The sequence below is a fragment of the Mycobacterium paraffinicum genome, from assembly GCF_001907675.1.
Lineage (GTDB): Bacteria > Actinomycetota > Actinomycetes > Mycobacteriales > Mycobacteriaceae > Mycobacterium > Mycobacterium paraffinicum_A.
Genome location: NZ_MPNT01000007.1, coordinates 206,973 through 222,143, shown reverse-complemented (window position 1 = coordinate 222,143; position 15,171 = coordinate 206,973). Strand labels below are relative to the sequence as shown.

Sequence of the window (15,171 nt, the reverse complement as noted above, 5' to 3'; positions counted from 1 at the left end):
AGCAGACGCAAAGTCACATATTTCGGCGCTCAATCGGGCGATTTTGTGTCTGCTCGCGGGTCAGCGGCTTCTCTCGCCCGCGACCCTGCGACCCGCGGCATGGCGGGCGGCGACATAACCGAAAACCATCGTGTAGGCGATGCTTCCACCGGCGCCCAGATAATTTCGGCCCATCACCGTTGCCGTGATGTTGCCTGTCGCGTACAAGCCGTCGATCACGCAGTCGTCCTCGTCGAGCACCTGCGCGTGCTCGTTGGTGATCACGCCGCCGCACGTCCCGACATCGGCCGGAACGACCTTGGTGGCGTAGTAGGGCGCCCGCTGGAGAGGGCCGAGCGCCGCGTTGGGGCGATACCCGGGGTCGCCCAGGCAGTCGTTGTACGCCGACTGGCCGCGCCCGAAGTCCGGGTCCAGGCCCTTGGCCGCAAACCCGTTGAAACGCTTGATCGTCTGCTCGAGCGCGTCGGGGGGGACGCCCATCTGGCGCGCGAGGTCGCCGATGGTCTCGCCCCGGACGACCGCGCCGCGCGTGATGAGTTCTTCGGGGAGGCGCCGTTTCTTGAACGGGTTGGCCCCCGAAACGTATCGGGTGATGTAGCCCTCGTCGAAGACCATCCAGCACGGCACGGCCTTGTTCGCGTACATCGCCTTGCCGACTTCGACGTAGGAGTTGGACTCGTTGCAGAACCGTCGGCCCGTTCCGTCGACGTAGATGGCGCCGGGTCGCTGGCGGCCGCTGCCCAGCGCCCTCGCGGCGTCACCGCCGTCGGCGATGAAAACCGATGGCAGCCACCAGGCCTCGTCCATCAGGTCGGTCTTCGCGCCGAGCCCGATAGCGGACTGCAACACCTCGCCGGTGTCGCCGGCGTTCGCGATCGACCAGTGTCCTTCGTTGGGCTGGTCCCCGCTGTAGCGGCGGCGCATGTCCGCGTTGCGGCTGAAGCCGCCCGCCGCGAGCAGGACGCCCTTGCGGGCCTCGACGTTCAGCGCGGAGCCGTTGCGGGAGACGCGCGCGCCGACGACGCGGCCGTCCTCGACGATTAGGCCCTCGATCGCGGCGCCGGTCCAGATCGGCGGCTCACCCCGCAGGTCGATCAGCGCTTTGAGCAGCTGCCCGATCAGGGATGCGCCGTTGGTCAGCATGTCGCGGCCCCGGAGCCTGGCCGCCCTGGTGCGCGCGAACACCCGCATGGCCACCGCGAAGGCCCGCGGCGACCGGTTGAAGTACTGCACCGACCGCAACTCGTTCGTCTTCAGGACGAACCCGCCATAGCTCTTGGCCATCGAGGGCTGGACCTTGCCGCCCCAGCTCCCCAGCGCCGCCGCATCGTAGGGGACGCACTCGATGGCGCGGCCGGCTTCGTTGCCGCCCTTGTGGTTCGGGTAGTAGTCGCTCCAGCCCGGGCACCGCACGAACCGAACGCCCTTGCGGGTCAGGAAGTTGATCATCTCGTAGCCCGCGGTGAGGAACATCTCGCGCCGCGCCGGCGACGAGGCCGGGCCGATGTCGCCGACGACGTCGTCGAAATAGGCCAGTCCGTCCTCGTGCGAGTCCGGGATTCCGTCGGCGCGCATCAACGGGTTGTTGGGCAGCCACACCATGCCACCGGACAGCCCGGTGGATCCGCCGACCAGGGGTTGCTTCTCGACCACCAGGGGTTCGATGCCGGAGTCCAGCGCCGCCAGCGCCGCGACCATGCCGCCCCCGCCGCTGCCCGCGATGAGCAGATCGACCGAGCGGTCCCACCGGGCGGTCATCGTGCCCCCGTGCTGAAACCCAGGTCGGCGACGGGGACGTCGATGGTGGTGTTGGTCCGCTGGATGGCGGGCACCAGGGCGTCGTATGGCAGGCCGGCGAGGAAGCCGTCAATCACGCGTTCGAAGTTGGAAATCAAGCCCTCGATTCGGCTGGACAACCGCATGTATTCAAAACCCTTGGAGTGCAGTCCCTTTTGTTGCCTCGGCAGATTGGAGAAATCCTGGGCCGGTATCGGCGGCCAGCGTGGGTCGTCGGGCGCCATGGGTACGGGCGGCGTCGGCTTGGGCGTGCTCTGCTCCGGCGGGATGCGGGTGAGTGACCAGATCTCGAACAACGTCTCCTCGGGACCGAGCGGCCGGATCCGGTAGGACGAGGCGCTGCTGTACTGGGGCAGCAGGAAGTAGTGCGGGAAAGCGAAATTGATCGCCTCGTCGATGCCGCGCCGCTGCAACTCGTTGAGGTCGGGGATGTCGCAGCCCCGGGCTCGATGCCAGTGCACGATGGCGTCGTTGAGCGCGCTGCGCCACACGGCCATCGCCTCGGCCGGGTCGGCCGGCAGTTCCATGTCCTGCAGGCCCTCGGCGATGCGGACGTCGTTCTCGTGCGTCATGCCGGCCATGCCCTCACCCAAGGTGCGCATGAAATACAGGTTGGTCTGGGCCAATCCGGGTGGTTTGGCGGCGTCGGGCCGCTTCGGCATGCTGGACGGCAGCAGTTGCGGGTGGGTTTGCGGGACGTGATAGCCCTCCATGAAGGCGGCGGTCGCCAGTTTCCAATTCACCGGCAGCCGGCACGACTGCCACCACTCGACGCGCAGCGACTCGACTTTCCATGCGTCGTAGATCGACGCGAACGGCTCGAAGCAGTCACGGAATGGCGGTGCATCGTCGTCGAGGTTGATCCACGCGCATCCGCCCCAGACCTCGCACCGTACCGAGACCAGGCGAAGATCGTCCGCGTCGAGGTTGTGATCGTCGAACTCCTCGGGCCTTGCCACGTTGGTATTGCGCCCGTCGATGCCCCAACACCAGCCATGGAACGGGCAGACGAACGTGCGTCGGTTTCCGTTGCCCTCCACCAGCTTTACCCCGCGGTGGCGACACGCGTTGTGATACGCGCGGATGTTGTCCGCGTCCAGGCGGACCACGATGATCGACTCGTCAAGGATCTCGTATTCGACGTAGTCGCCGGGCTTGGGAATCTCCTCCAGGCGGCAGGCCATCTGCCACACGCGCGGCCAGAGCAGTTCGGTTTCGAGCGCGTAGAACTCCGGGTCGTAGTAGCGCTGCTTGGGAATGCGATCCACCGTCTGGACCGCCCACGGCACCGGAAGCGGCGTCCAGTTCAGTTGGCTGTCATGGGTGCTCTGGGTGGTGACCATTCTCATCCCCTCATAGGATCCGCGATGCCCGCCCCTGCCAGTAACGCTCACGGATGCGCCTCTTGTACAGCTTTCCGTTCGGGTCCCGCGGCAACTCAGGAACGAATTCGACGGTGCGCGGGCACTTGTAGCCGGCGGCGTGTGCACGGCAGTACTCGATCAGCTCGGCCTCGAGGTCGGGCCCCGGCGTGACACCGTCGGCCGGTTGCACGACGGCCTTGACCTCCTCGCCGAACTCGTCGTTGGGCACCCCGAAGACGGCCGCGTCGACCAGCTTGGGATGCATGATCAACAGGTTCTCGATTTCCTGCGGGTAGATGTTCACCCCGCCGGAGACGATCATGAACGTGGACCGGTCGGTCAGGTAGAGGTACCCGTCCTCGTCGAGGAAGCCCATGTCCCCAAGGGTGCGCCAGCCGCGGTCGTTGGACACCGACGCGGTCTTCGCGGGGTCCTTGAAGTACTCGAAATCCGGTCCGCCCTCGAAGAACAGCTCGCCGGCCTGCCCGGCCGGCAGCTCGACGCCGTCGTCGCCGACGACGTGCACCGGTGACATGGGCCTACCCACCGAGCCGGGATGGGCGAGCCACTCTTCCGGACCGATCGTCGTCCCCGCGAATCCCTCGGTGCCCCCGTAGTATTCGTGGATGATCGGTCCGAACCACTTCATCATGTGGTGCTTGACGTCGACCGGGCACGGCGCGGCCGCGTGGATGACGCAGCGCAGGCTCGAAACGTCGTAGCGCTCCCGAACCGCTTTGGGCAGCTTGAGCATCCGCACGAACATGGTGGGCACGAACTGAGCGTGCGTGACGCGGTGGGTCTCGATCAGGGAAAGGACGGCCTCGGCGTCGAACTTGCGCATCAGGATCACCGCCGCCCCGACGCGGTTGACCGCCATGGTGTAGTTCACGCCCGCGGCGTGGTAGAGCGGTGCGGGGGACAGGTACAAGCTCGAGGAGCTCAGCCCGTACTTGTGGGTAAGCGCCAGCTCCAGCACCGCCTGCGCCCACGAGCCATTGCCGTCGGCCGGGAGGGGTCGTCGGACGGCCTTGGGCCGCCCCGTGGTGCCCGACGAGTACAGCATCTCCGACCCGTCGGACACCGGCGGCGCGGCGCCGGCCTTCGCCAACGCGTCCTCGTACGCGTGCCAGCCGGGCAGCTCGCCACCGACCACCAGCTGGACGGTGACGGCGGCGTTGGTCGCGCGGACGTGCGCGGCCAGCTCGGGCATGGCGGCGTCGACGAACACCGCCCTGGCGTCGGAGTCGTCGATGACGTAGGCGACCTCGTCCGGGGTGAAGTGGGTGTTGACCGCGGTGTAGTAGAGGCCGGAAAGCTGGCATCCCCAGGTGATTTCGAGGAACTCCGGCCGGTTCGGCAGGATCAGCGCCACGCCGTCGCCCGGGCGCAGACCGGCACCGTGCAGCGCGGCGGCCACGCGTTGGCTCCGCTTGTGGAGTTCGCCGAACGAGATCGCCCGGCCGTCGGCAATGAGGGCCGGCGACGAAGCGGCTGCGATCGCGTGATCGGCGATGTTCACCGGCGGGCCTAAGTGGCTGCGGCGCCGTCAGTGTGAGCGGCCGCTGCGGCCTGGCGCCGGGCGTGCTCGGACGGCAGCACCTTGTCCTTGAACACCGTCTGAATCAGTTGCTGCACATCCTTACTGATCGAGGCCAGCGCGACGAGATCATTGGAGCTCTGCCAGTGCACCCGCATGCCCATCAGTTCCCAGGCCCGCTTGAGGTTGGCCTTGGTCAGCATCAGCGTCGTCAACGGCGCCTGGGCAATGTGCCGGGCAATGGCCTCGACTCGGTCGTCAAGCTGATCACGCGGGACGACCTCGTTGACCAGGCCGACCTCCAGCGCTTTCTTCGCGTCGATCACCTCGGCGGTGAACAGGTAGTAGGCCGCGCGGCGCCAGTTCATGAACACCCAAGGCTCGATGGAACATTCGCCCGACGGCATGCCGAAGCCCTGCAGCGGCGGGTAGGAGAAGTAGGCGTCCTCGGACGCAATGACGATGTCGGTGGTCAGGCCCATATGGGTGCCGCCGCCGACGCAGTAGCCGTGCACCTGCGCGATCGTGGGCTTGGAGAACTCCCACAGATTCAGCGTCGGCTTGACGAACAGGTCCGACTGGGCCTTCCACGGATGGCCGGTCACCATGGAGTTCTCCACGAACGACGGGTAGTCCACGGCGTTGTTGCCGATGGCGTGCCCCGAACAGAAACCCTTGCCGTTGGCCTTGAGCACGAGCACCTTGATGTCGTAGTCGCGGTCCGCGTCCAGTAGCGCGGCGTCGACCTCCTCGGCCAGCTTCTGGTCCTGGGCGTTGGCCTTCTCCGGCCAGTTCAGCGTGACGCGCGCGATGGGCCCCTCTTTTTGATAGATGATTCTCTCGCGAGTCTCGTTGAGATCCATACGTGCTCACCTTTCCTGATTCACGAAGTGATGACACCGATTTCGGCGCCGATGTCGTAGGTCGTCCCGACCTGGCCCGTCCACCGCACGGTGCCCGACGCGCCCGCTTCGATCTCCTGCTCCACCTTCTCGGTCGCGATCACATAGATCGGCGTGCCCGCCTCCACGTGCTGACCACCGTCGACGAGCAGGCCGGTCAGCTCGGCCTCCGACACCGCCACTGAGACCCGCGGAATGCGAATGATGAAGTCAGCCATGCGCCCTCGCTCCGGCGCCGGTCTTGTCGAGGGTCCGCTGCGCGGCCGCCACGATCCGCTCCGGGGAGGGATACACCTGCGCCTCGAGCGCCGCCGCGGCCGGGTTGGGGACGAATCGGGCGGCCACCCGTTCGACGGGCGCCGCCAGCTCGGAGAACAGCTCCGAGTGCAGGATCGCCGCGATCTCGGCTCCGGGACCGGCGAATTGGACCGCGTCATGGATGACGACGGCCCGGCGGGTGCGGCGCACCGAGGCGACGATGGTCTCGACGTCGAGCGGCACCAGGGTGCGCAGGTCGACGACCTCGGCACTCACCCCCTGTTCGTGCAGGGCGGCCGCCGCGCTCAGGGCGTCGTGCACGCAGCGTCCGTAGCCGATCAGGGTCACGTCGGTGCCGGGCCGCTTGATGTCGGCCTGGCCCAACGGGATCGAGAAACCGGGGTCTTTGGGAACGGGACCCTTCTTGCCCTGCAACCGGATCGTTTCGACGAACAGGCACGGATCGGGGTCGAAGATCGCCGCCGTCAGCAGGCCCTTCCCGTCGCGCGGCGTCGACGGCACGATCACCTTCATCCCGGGGATGTGCATGAACCACGCCTCCAGGCTCTGCGAATGCGTGGCGCCGGTGGCCAGCCCGGCGTAGACCTGGGTGCGAATGGTGATGGGCGCCGACGTGCGTCCGGCGGTCATGAACCGCAACTTGGCCGCGTTGTTGATCAGCTGGTCGGCGGCGATGCCGATGAAATCCATGATCATGATCTCGGCCACCGGCAGCAGGCCGTCGATGGCGGCGCCGATCGCCGCACCCACGATCGCCGCCTCCGAGATCGGGGTGTCCAGGACGCGGTCGTGGCCGTACTTCGTCGACAGCCCCGCGGTCGGCCCGGACGCGCCGGGATCGGCGATGTCCTCACCGAGCAGGAACACCCTGTCGTCGGCCGCAAGGGCCTGGTCCAGCGCGAGGTTGAGCGCCTCGCGCATGGTCAACTCCTCTTCTTCTGTGTTCATGACGGGAACCCGATCGGGGTCGCGTACACGTCGGAGTCGAGTTCGTCGATCGACGGGGAATCCGCGCGCATCACGGTGTTTAGCGCCGCCTCGACCGAGGCCAGCGCCTGGGCGTCGATGCGGTCGAGCTCGCCCTGATCGCAGAGGCCCGCTTCGGCCAGGTGGCTACGGAACGCCGGGACCGGGTCGGCTTCCATCGCCGCGGCCAGTTGCTCCTTGGGGATGTAGGGCATTCTGTCGCCGAAGTAGTGGCCGCGGAACCGGAACGTCACGCACTCGATGAAGGTGGGGCCTTCGCCGGCGCGGGCCCGCCGCAGCGCGTCGTCGAGCGCCGAAGTGACCGCCAGCGGGTCGTTTCCGTCGACGCGCACTCCGGGCATGCCGTAGCCCAGCGCCCGGTCGGCGACGTGCGCGATCTTCATGGTGTCGACGGTCGGCGTCATCTCGGCGTACAGGTTGTTCTGGCAGACGAAGACCACCGGCAGGTCCCACAAGGCGGCCATGTTCGCCGCCTCGTGAAAGGACCCGGTGTTGGTGGCTCCGTCGCCGAAGCTGACCACCGTGACGCGGTCGGAGCCCCTGCGTTTCGCGGCCATCGCCAACCCCACGGCCACCGGCGGTCCGGCCCCGACGATGCCGGTCGAAAGCATCACGCCCTTCTCGGGTTTGGCGATGTGCATGGTGCCGCCCTTGCCACGGGCGGCGCCGACGGTGCGGCCCATCATCTCGCCGTAGATCTCCTCTAGCGGGACGCCCTTGCCGATGAGGTCGTGCAGGCCGCGGTAGGTGGTGACCAGCTGGTCGTCGGGGCGCAGCGCGACACCCATCGCCGCGGCGATGGCCTCCTGGCCGCGCGAGGGCCAGTACACGCACATGAACTCGCCGGTGCCAATGCCTTTGGACAACCGATCGTCGGCAGCCTTCATGAGCACCATCAGCTCGTACAGGCGGCGCTCGAGGCCCGGTGTCGGCTCGCTCATGCGATCACGCGCCGAACCAGGGCTTGACCTTGAGGAAGCCCCCACCGTCGACACGGAGTTGCTGCCCGGTGATGTACCGCGCCGCATCGGAGGCGAGGAACAACACCGCCTCGCTGATGTCCTCGGGTTCGACGTAGGGGATCGGCATCGCCTGCACGAGCGGGAAAACCGGTTCGGCGTCCTCGCGGGCGGGATCCTTCAGGTCCGGACGGAACGCGCGATACATCGGCGGGCTGTGCAACATATCGGTGTTGACGTTGGTGGGATGCACCGCATTCATCCGGATGGAGAACCGGGCGAGCGCCAGGGCGAAGTCGTTGACGTAGTGCGCGGCAGCAAGTTTCGCGAAGGCATACCCGGCCCCGCCGGGGCCACCGTCGATACCCGTCGTGTTCATCGACGACATGAACGCGGCGTTGGAACCGATCACGATGATCGAGGCGCCCGCCTGCAGATGCTTGAGGCTCGCGTGCACCAGATTCAGCACCCCGACCAGATCCACGTCCACGGCGTCGGCGAAGGCCTGCGGCGGCAGTCCCGCGGTGAGCGGGCAGATGCCCGCGTTCGCGACGACGACGTCGAGGTGGCCGAACTCGGCAACGCCCTCATCGATCGCCGCGGCCAGGGCGGCGCGGTCGCGGACGTCGGCGACCGCGGTGAACACGCGGTGCCCCTCCTTCTCCACCAACCGGGCCGTCTCGTCCAGGTCCTCCCGGCGGGCCAGGGGATACTCGTTGGTCTCGATGTCGGCGCACAGGTCCACCGCGATGATGTCCGCGCCTTCCGCGGCCAGCATCCGTGCGTGCGAACGGCCTTGACCGCGCGCGGCGCCACTGATCACGGCCACCTTGCCCGCTACCCTGCCCATCGCCCGTCCTTCGTCCCTGTGGCTAGGTCGCGAGCGGCCTTGGCCCGCAACACATTTGGCGGCATCGCTGGCGGCCACGCGGAAACGAGTCGGCCGGCCCGACCGCCCGCTCTGGAAGGCGGCGCGCGTTCACACCGGCGGGCGTCGGAATCGGGCCGACGGTCGGATCCATCGCATCTCTTCCACGAAAAACTGCGCTGACCTGCAGCGGGTCTACCGCTACGCCCTAGACTAACTAGAATATCTAAAATAGCAAGGAATGGCGGTCGACCGACGGAGTCGGCGATGTCCGGCGTGCGCGGGGTGTGCTCCACGGGGTACGGGTCATCGAGTTGGCGTCGTGGACCTACGTGCCGTCGGCCAGTGCGGCCCTGTCGGACTGGGCCGCCGACGTGATCAAGGTGGAAGGCGTCGCCTCCGGTGATCCGGGGCGTGCGTTAGTCGTCGGCGGGTTCACCCGGCAGGCGGCCCGCCCGGACGCCGACTTCATTCTCGAGCTGGGCAACCGCGGTAAGCGCAGCATCGCCATCGACATCAAGTCCGAGACCGGCCGGGAGTTGTTCGGCCGCCTGTTGGCCAGTGCGGATGTGTTCCTTACCAATTGGCTGCCCGGTGCGCTCGAGCGGGCCAGGCTGACCGTGGACGACATCCGCTCGTTCAATCCGAAGATCATCATCGCGCGCGGCACCGGGCTGGGGGTGCGGGCCCGGACCGTGATCGCGGCGGGTTCGACGCGGCCACCTATCTCGCGCGCGGCGGCGTCGCCTATACGCTCACGCCGTTCGGCACCGACACGCCCGCGGTGCAGGGTCCTGGGTTCGGCGACCTTCAGGGTGGGGCGACGCTGGCCGGGGGCGTCTGCGCCGCGCTGTTCCGCCGCGAGCGCACCGCCCGGCCTGGCCATCAACCCGCTCGTCAAAGGCTCAGCAGTCGGGGACTGTGCCTGGCCCGGCGCCTTGTCCGTGGTAGCGAGCGGAGGCCATAAGAGCCGCGCCGCCAATCGGCATTCCTGCGCGATGAATCGACGACTAGACGACCGGTCTACTCGACGCTAGGGTCGAACCGTGACAACGGCGAAGACCGACACCCGGCAAACGATCCTCGACACCGCCGAACGGTTGATGGTGCAGAAGGGCTACTCGGCCGTCGGGCTCACCGAGGTACTGACCACAGCCGGCGTTCCGAAAGGCTCCTTCTATCACTACTTCAACTCCAGGGACGCGTTCGGCGAGGCAATGCTGCAGAACTACTTCACCGGCTACCTGGCCAACATGAACCGCATCATCGCCACGCCCGGCGCCAGCCCTGCACAGCAGCTGATGACTTACTGGCAGCAGTTCTACGACAAACAAACCGTCGACGAGTGCCAAGGCCGTTGCCTGGTGGTGAAACTGGCCGCCGAGGTCTCCGACTTGTCCGAACCAATGAGACTGATCCTGCAGCAGGGCACCGCGGGCATCCTCGAACGCCTCGAACGAATGCTGGCCGCCGGCATCGAAGACGGGTCCGTGTCACTGGACGTCACCCCCGCCGTCGCGGCGAACACGCTCTACAGCGCGTGGATCGGCGCGAGCGTCCTCGCCAAGGTCAACCGCAGTCCCGAGCAGCTGGACACCGTGATGGCCTACACCCGGCAGATGCTGAACATCTGACAACCGTTCCCGCACGTTAGCCATCTCGACAACCCCCCAGCTGTCTGTCGGTGCTAGTCGACCGGTCTACTATCACTCTCAATGGAGGAATCATGTCCGACGAACTGATCTACAACGACGCCACGTCCATGGCGGAGCTGATCCGCACCGGGGCGGTGTCATCGGTCGACCTGGTGCGTGCGCACCTGGCACGAATCGAGGACACGAACCCGGCCATCAACGCCATCGTGACCATCGCCGAGGACGCGCTCGACGTCGCGCGCGCCGCCGACGCGGACTTGGCCGCGGGCCACGACGTCGGCCCCTTGCACGGAGTGCCCTTCACGGTGAAGGACTCGATCGACACCGAAGGCGTGCTCACCCAGCGAGGCTCGCCGATCTTCGCCGGGCGGATCCCCCCGACCGACGCCACCAGCGTGGCCCGCATCAAGAACGCCGGCGGAATCCTACTGGCTAAGACCAACCTCCCGGAATTCTCGTACTCGACCGAAAGCGACAATCTGCTCACCGGGCGGACCAACAACCCCTGGAACCTTGAACGCACCCCCGGTGGATCCAGCGGCGGCGAATCAGCGGCGATCGCAGCCGGCATGAGCCCCTTCGGCCTCGGCACCGACCTCGCCATATCCGTGCGCGGCCCCGCCGCCCAGACCGGAATCGTCGCACTCAAACCCACCCACGGCCGCATCCCGATGACCGGCGTCTGGCCCCGCGTACCGCGTCGAGACTGGCATGTCGGCCCCATGGCTCGAACCGTGCGCGACATCGCCCTGACCTACTCGCTGCTTTCCGGACCCGACGGCGCGGACGGCTTCGCGGTGACACCGAAAGCCTTCGACAGCGGCCTCGGAGACAGCCCGAACCGTCCCGTGCGCGTCGGCTGGCTCGTCGACTCCGGTCTGGGACCCGTCGATCCGGAAGTCGCAGCCACCGTCCGTGACGCTGCAAACGCCCTCGCAAGCACCGGCGTACACGTCGAGGAGGTCAGAATCCCCGCGCTCGAACGCGACAACCCGCTAGCACTGTTCAACCTGGAGCACGTCATGGAACTCAAACCGGCGATGGCCGCAGTGACCAAGGGCCGCGAGGCGAAGATGTTCGTGATGTCCACGTCGATGCTCAACACCCCCGACACCTCGATGGAGGATTACATCGCCGCCGAGCAGGGCTTCGAAAGAATCCGCGACGGCTACGCCGGATTCTTCACCCGCTATGACGCGCTACTGTTACCCGTACTCCCGATCCCCGCCCACCGGCACGGCCTGACGAAGTTTGTCATCGACGGAGAAACGGTCGACGCCACGCACATTCAAACGTTCACCGTCCAATTCAACATCACCGGTCTACCCGCGTTGTCGATGCGCTTCGGCACCAGCAGCGACGGCCTCCCCATCGGAATTCAGATCGCCGGCAACTGGCACGCAGAATCCACGGTCCTCCACGTCGCCACCACACTCGAGGGCCTCAGTCCCGTCCGCGACCTTCACCCAACACTGTTGTTTGACGGCACACTCCGGACTCCTGCCGGGTGAAATTCTCACTCCCATGTCCAACTGGACATCGCGTGGACATTTCGTTTGAGAAATGGACAGAAAGTTTGAGGAGCCTCAGGTCGAGCCGAACGGATATGTGGTGACCAACGTCGACGACCATGGCGAGAAGTACCGGATCGTCGCGGCGCCCGTGCAGTTCGACGAAACGGCGCCCAAACCGGCGCGCGCGCCCGAACACGGCCAGCACACCGAAGAGATCCTGCTGGAGCTCGGCGTCGATTGGGACGACATCGCCAAGAGCAAGGACCTCGGGGCGATTCTGTAAAAGCCGCGCAGCCAGTCGACGAAAGACGCTATCTGTGGGGACCAAAGTCATCGCGTGCCGATAACCCGGTGACCCAGGGCGCCGGCAGCCGTACGTTCTGTGCAAAGGAGCACGGACATGACTGCATTCATGCGCGCCAGCGACGCGTTCACCTGGGCAATGGAAAGCGACCCGCGGCTGCGATCGACCGTGGTCAGCGTCGTACTTCTGGACCGGTCGCCGGACTGGGAGGAAGTGCGGAGACGATTCGACTTGATCAGCCGCAAGCTACCCATGTTTCGGCAGCGCGTGGTGCACTCGCCCCCGCCGGCCCCGCCGCGCTGGGAGCACTACCGGGATTTCGACCTGGACTACCACCTGCGGCGCGCGAGCATTCCGGGCCCCGGGACGCTCGACGACGTGCTCGAGATGGCGCGCGTGGCCGAGATGCAGGACTTCGACCGGGCCCGTGCGCTGTGGGAAACGACGTTCGTCGACGGTCTGGCCAACGGCGGGGCCGCCGTGATCTGCAAGTTCCACCACGCGCTCACCGACGGCGTCGGCGGAGTCCAGATCGCGATGCACCTGTTCGACCTCTCCGAGGACATGTCGCGCGTCGAGCCCCTGCCGCCCGAGCCCGAGGTGGCGGAGCCGGGCCTGCTGGGCGGTTACCGCGATGCGGTGCGCTATGACACCGGCTTGCTCGGCAGCGCCCTGACGGGGGCGGCCACCCGGGTGCCGCGGTTGATGTACGACGGGGTCCGACGGCCCGTCGACACGATCCGGTCGGCGGCCAGCACCGCCGCATCGGTCTACCGAACCGTCCGGCCGATAAACAGCACCGGGTCGCCGTTGGCGACGGAACGGGGCCTGACGCGGAGGCTCGGGGTGCATCAGGTGCCGATGCGCCCGCTCCGGGAGGCCGCGCACCGCTGCGGTGCGGCGTTGAACGACGCTTTCGTCGCGGGGGTGGCGGGTGGGCTGCGGCTCTACCACGAGAAGCACGGCGTCGCGGTGGGCGACTTGCACATCACGATGCCGATCAGCCTACGGACCAAAGACGACGGCATGGGTGGAAACCGGATCACGCTGATGCGCTTCGACGTGCCCGTCGGCGAGGCCGATCCGGCGAAGCGCATCCAAGCGATTCGGCGGCGAACCGCGGCCGTCCGCAACGAAAGATCCTTGCCCCACACGCAATTGATCGCCGGGATGCTCAACCTGGCGCCCCGCTGGTACATCGGCTCGGTGCTGCGCCACGTGGATTTCGTGGCCAGCGACGTCCCCGGTGTCCCGGTGCCGGTCTTTCTCGGCGGCGCCGCGGTGCGCGCGCAATACGCATTCGGCCCCACCATCGGCTCTGCGGTCAACGTCACCCTGCTCACCTATGTCGACACGTGTGGGCTCGGCTTGAACGTCGACACCACCGCGATTCCGGACTACGACCTCTTCCGCGATGCGATCGTCGGAGGCTTCGACGAATTACTCTCCTTGGCAAGCTAATTCGGGGTCCTGCAATCAGGGGTAACACTAGAATCTTTGGTTAGCAGACGATCCCGAAAGGGTCACGGGGCGATATCAATCCCCGCGGTTGTCTGGCACAACGCCATCAATCGACAAATCATGGCACAGGGCGCCTTTGAGAGGTTTGCGGCCGCGACGACGCGTAGCGCAGGAATTCCTCGTCCGCCAGGTGGCGGATTCGTGACGGCGCCGCAGGAGGTATCCGCAATATGACGGCGAACTGGGTCCCGGGCCAGGCTTCGTGCGGCCCGAATTCTGGTCGCATCCTCGACACCGCGCGGGGCATCCTGATCGGCCTGCGCCGGTGCCCGTCCGAAGCCGCCCTCGACGAGTTGCACAGCGCGGCCTTGCGCCACAAGGTGCCGGTGTTCGCGATGGCCTGGGCGCTGGTGCACCTGGCCGGCGATGGAGAGAAGACACCGAGCTTCACCGACGCGCAATCCGCGGCCCGGCACGAATGGGGACGCCTGTTCTCTTCGGCCGCCGTGACCTGTTGAGTGGGGATCGGGCCGTTGGGACGGCCGAGCTTTCGAGGGGTAACCCGGCCGTCCCCAGCCACAACGACGCAAAACCGCGCGCGGAGGGTGGCGCTTTTGGGCTGCGGTTGCAGTGGCCGACCCGCCGGCGGGGGATCCGGTGGTCTCGGCGGAATCGCGCGACCAATCAACCCGCACCCGAAATCGACTACGGGATCAACCTGATCCGCTGACGCTAGCGCGACCAGGCCGGCGATTCGGCCGCCGCGCGCAATGCGTCGACGATGCGCTGCTCCTTTTCGCCGAACCGCTCGGACGGCGCCGGCACGGAGATGGCGACCACGTTGTCGCCCACGGTGCGTCGCGCGATGGCCGCCGCCGAGATCCCCGGGGTGTGCTCGTCGCGGTCGAACGCGATTCCGGTGCGCCGGATTTCGGCGACCTGGGCGCGGAGTCGGGCGGCGACCTCGGGACCGAATCGGGAAATGACCGACTCGGCGTCGGCGTCGTCCAACGCCGCGAGCGCGGCCTTGCCGTTGGCCGTCGACTCGAGGGGGAACCGGACGCCGACCGCGGAGACCGCGCGCAGGCGATGCGACGATTCCAACTGATCGACGAACCACATCCGCTGCCCCCGCAGCACCGACAGGTCGACGGTCTCGCCGTCGGTCGCGCGCGCCACCCGCTCGATCGTCGGGCGGAAAACCGCCGAGATGTGCGCCCCGTCGGAATTGCCAAATCCCAGCAGGCGGTCGCCAAGGGAAATGCGGCCCTGCGGGTCGACGCTGGCCAACCCCACCTCGACCAAACCGACCAGCAACCGGCGGGCCGTCGACTTGGCCAGCCCAAGCCGCTCGCCGAGGTCGACCAGACGCAGGCGCCCGGGCTCGGCGGCGATCTCGTCCAGCGCGGCGGCCGCCCGGCGTAACACCTGGATGCCTTCGTCGCGACCAGTTGGCAAATTTTCCCCCGGAGACGGCATTCCTCCACTATAGTGTTCCGCATCCCGGATCACAAAGATCCGAATTACGAATCAAGGGAGAT

General features: G+C 67.1%; 13 protein-coding genes and 2 pseudogenes. 6 read left to right on the top strand and 9 right to left on the bottom strand.

The annotated features are described in order from the left end of the window. Positions 1 to 60: 60 nt before the first annotated feature. Genes BRW65_RS10700 through BRW65_RS10665 form a run of 8 tightly spaced genes read right to left on the bottom strand, consistent with a single transcriptional unit; the run spans position 61 to position 8,678 of the window. Entirely contained in the window at positions 61 to 1,758 is a 1,698-nt protein-coding gene (locus BRW65_RS10700) for an FAD-binding protein (RefSeq protein ID WP_073874311.1), read from the bottom strand. Then, complete coding sequence (locus BRW65_RS10695) at positions 1,755 to 3,146, bottom strand: aromatic ring-hydroxylating oxygenase subunit alpha (protein ID WP_208611784.1); 1,392 nt, start codon at positions 3,144 to 3,146, stop codon at positions 1,755 to 1,757. The genes BRW65_RS10700 and BRW65_RS10695 overlap by 4 nt, the downstream gene beginning before the upstream one ends. Before the next feature lie 4 nt (positions 3,147 to 3,150). Continuing rightward, positions 3,151 to 4,683, bottom strand: coding sequence for an acyl-CoA synthetase (locus tag BRW65_RS10690; protein ID WP_073874308.1), 1,533 nt, complete (start codon positions 4,681 to 4,683; stop codon positions 3,151 to 3,153). Positions 4,684 to 4,691: 8 nt separating this feature from the next. Continuing rightward, on the bottom strand, positions 4,692 to 5,564 hold the full coding sequence (locus BRW65_RS10685) for an enoyl-CoA hydratase-related protein (RefSeq protein ID WP_073874307.1): 873 nt from the start codon (positions 5,562 to 5,564) through the stop codon (positions 4,692 to 4,694). A gap of 20 nt (positions 5,565 to 5,584) precedes the next feature. Further along, a complete protein-coding gene (locus BRW65_RS10680; protein ID WP_073874306.1) occupies positions 5,585 to 5,821 on the bottom strand; it encodes a lipoyl domain-containing protein in 237 nt (78 codons plus the stop codon). Continuing rightward, positions 5,814 to 6,830: an alpha-ketoacid dehydrogenase subunit beta gene (locus BRW65_RS10675; protein ID WP_073874305.1), complete on the bottom strand. Its 1,017-nt coding sequence runs from the start codon at positions 6,828 to 6,830 to the stop codon at positions 5,814 to 5,816. Before BRW65_RS10675 ends, BRW65_RS10680 begins: the two co-directional genes overlap by 8 nt. Further along, positions 6,827 to 7,810, bottom strand: a complete 984-nt coding sequence (locus tag BRW65_RS10670) for a thiamine pyrophosphate-dependent dehydrogenase E1 component subunit alpha (RefSeq protein ID WP_073874304.1) — start codon at positions 7,808 to 7,810, stop codon at positions 6,827 to 6,829. Before BRW65_RS10670 ends, BRW65_RS10675 begins: the two co-directional genes overlap by 4 nt. A 4-nt stretch (positions 7,811 to 7,814) precedes the next feature. After that, positions 7,815 to 8,678 carry a mycofactocin-coupled SDR family oxidoreductase gene (locus BRW65_RS10665; protein WP_073874303.1) on the bottom strand — a complete coding sequence of 288 codons (864 nt, stop codon included), beginning with the start codon at positions 8,676 to 8,678 and terminating at the stop codon, positions 7,815 to 7,817. A gap of 305 nt (positions 8,679 to 8,983) precedes the next feature. On the opposite strand from BRW65_RS10665, the pseudogene BRW65_RS10660 reads away from it, so the two are divergent. The 6 genes and pseudogenes from BRW65_RS10660 to BRW65_RS10635 all read left to right on the top strand — a co-directional run. Then, positions 8,984 to 9,576: pseudogene (locus BRW65_RS10660) on the top strand (CoA transferase); the annotation flags it as partial. Positions 9,577 to 9,742: 166 nt separating this feature from the next. Further along, entirely contained in the window at positions 9,743 to 10,330 is a 588-nt protein-coding gene (locus tag BRW65_RS10655; protein ID WP_073874302.1) for a TetR/AcrR family transcriptional regulator, read from the top strand. A 92-nt stretch (positions 10,331 to 10,422) separates the two neighbouring features. Next, the gene (locus BRW65_RS10650) at positions 10,423 to 11,862 is read left to right on the top strand and encodes an amidase (protein WP_073874301.1); all 1,440 of its coding nucleotides are present in this window, start codon (positions 10,423 to 10,425) and stop codon (positions 11,860 to 11,862) included. A gap of 70 nt (positions 11,863 to 11,932) precedes the next feature. Beyond that, positions 11,933 to 12,148: pseudogene (locus tag BRW65_RS10645) on the top strand (CoA transferase); the annotation flags it as partial. 117 nt (positions 12,149 to 12,265) lie between these two features. Continuing rightward, a complete protein-coding gene (locus tag BRW65_RS10640; RefSeq protein ID WP_073874299.1) occupies positions 12,266 to 13,630 on the top strand; it encodes a wax ester/triacylglycerol synthase domain-containing protein in 1,365 nt (454 codons plus the stop codon). 230 nt (positions 13,631 to 13,860) lie between these two features. Then, the gene (locus tag BRW65_RS10635; RefSeq protein WP_073874297.1) at positions 13,861 to 14,148 is read left to right on the top strand and encodes an ANTAR domain-containing protein; all 288 of its coding nucleotides are present in this window, start codon (positions 13,861 to 13,863) and stop codon (positions 14,146 to 14,148) included. 214 nt (positions 14,149 to 14,362) lie between these two features. On the opposite strand, the gene BRW65_RS10630 is transcribed toward BRW65_RS10635, so the two are convergent. Continuing rightward, positions 14,363 to 15,109 (bottom strand): IclR family transcriptional regulator, encoded by a 747-nt coding sequence (locus BRW65_RS10630; RefSeq protein WP_073874295.1) that lies wholly within the window; start codon positions 15,107 to 15,109, stop codon positions 14,363 to 14,365. Between the last annotated feature and the right edge of the window lie 62 nt (positions 15,110 to 15,171).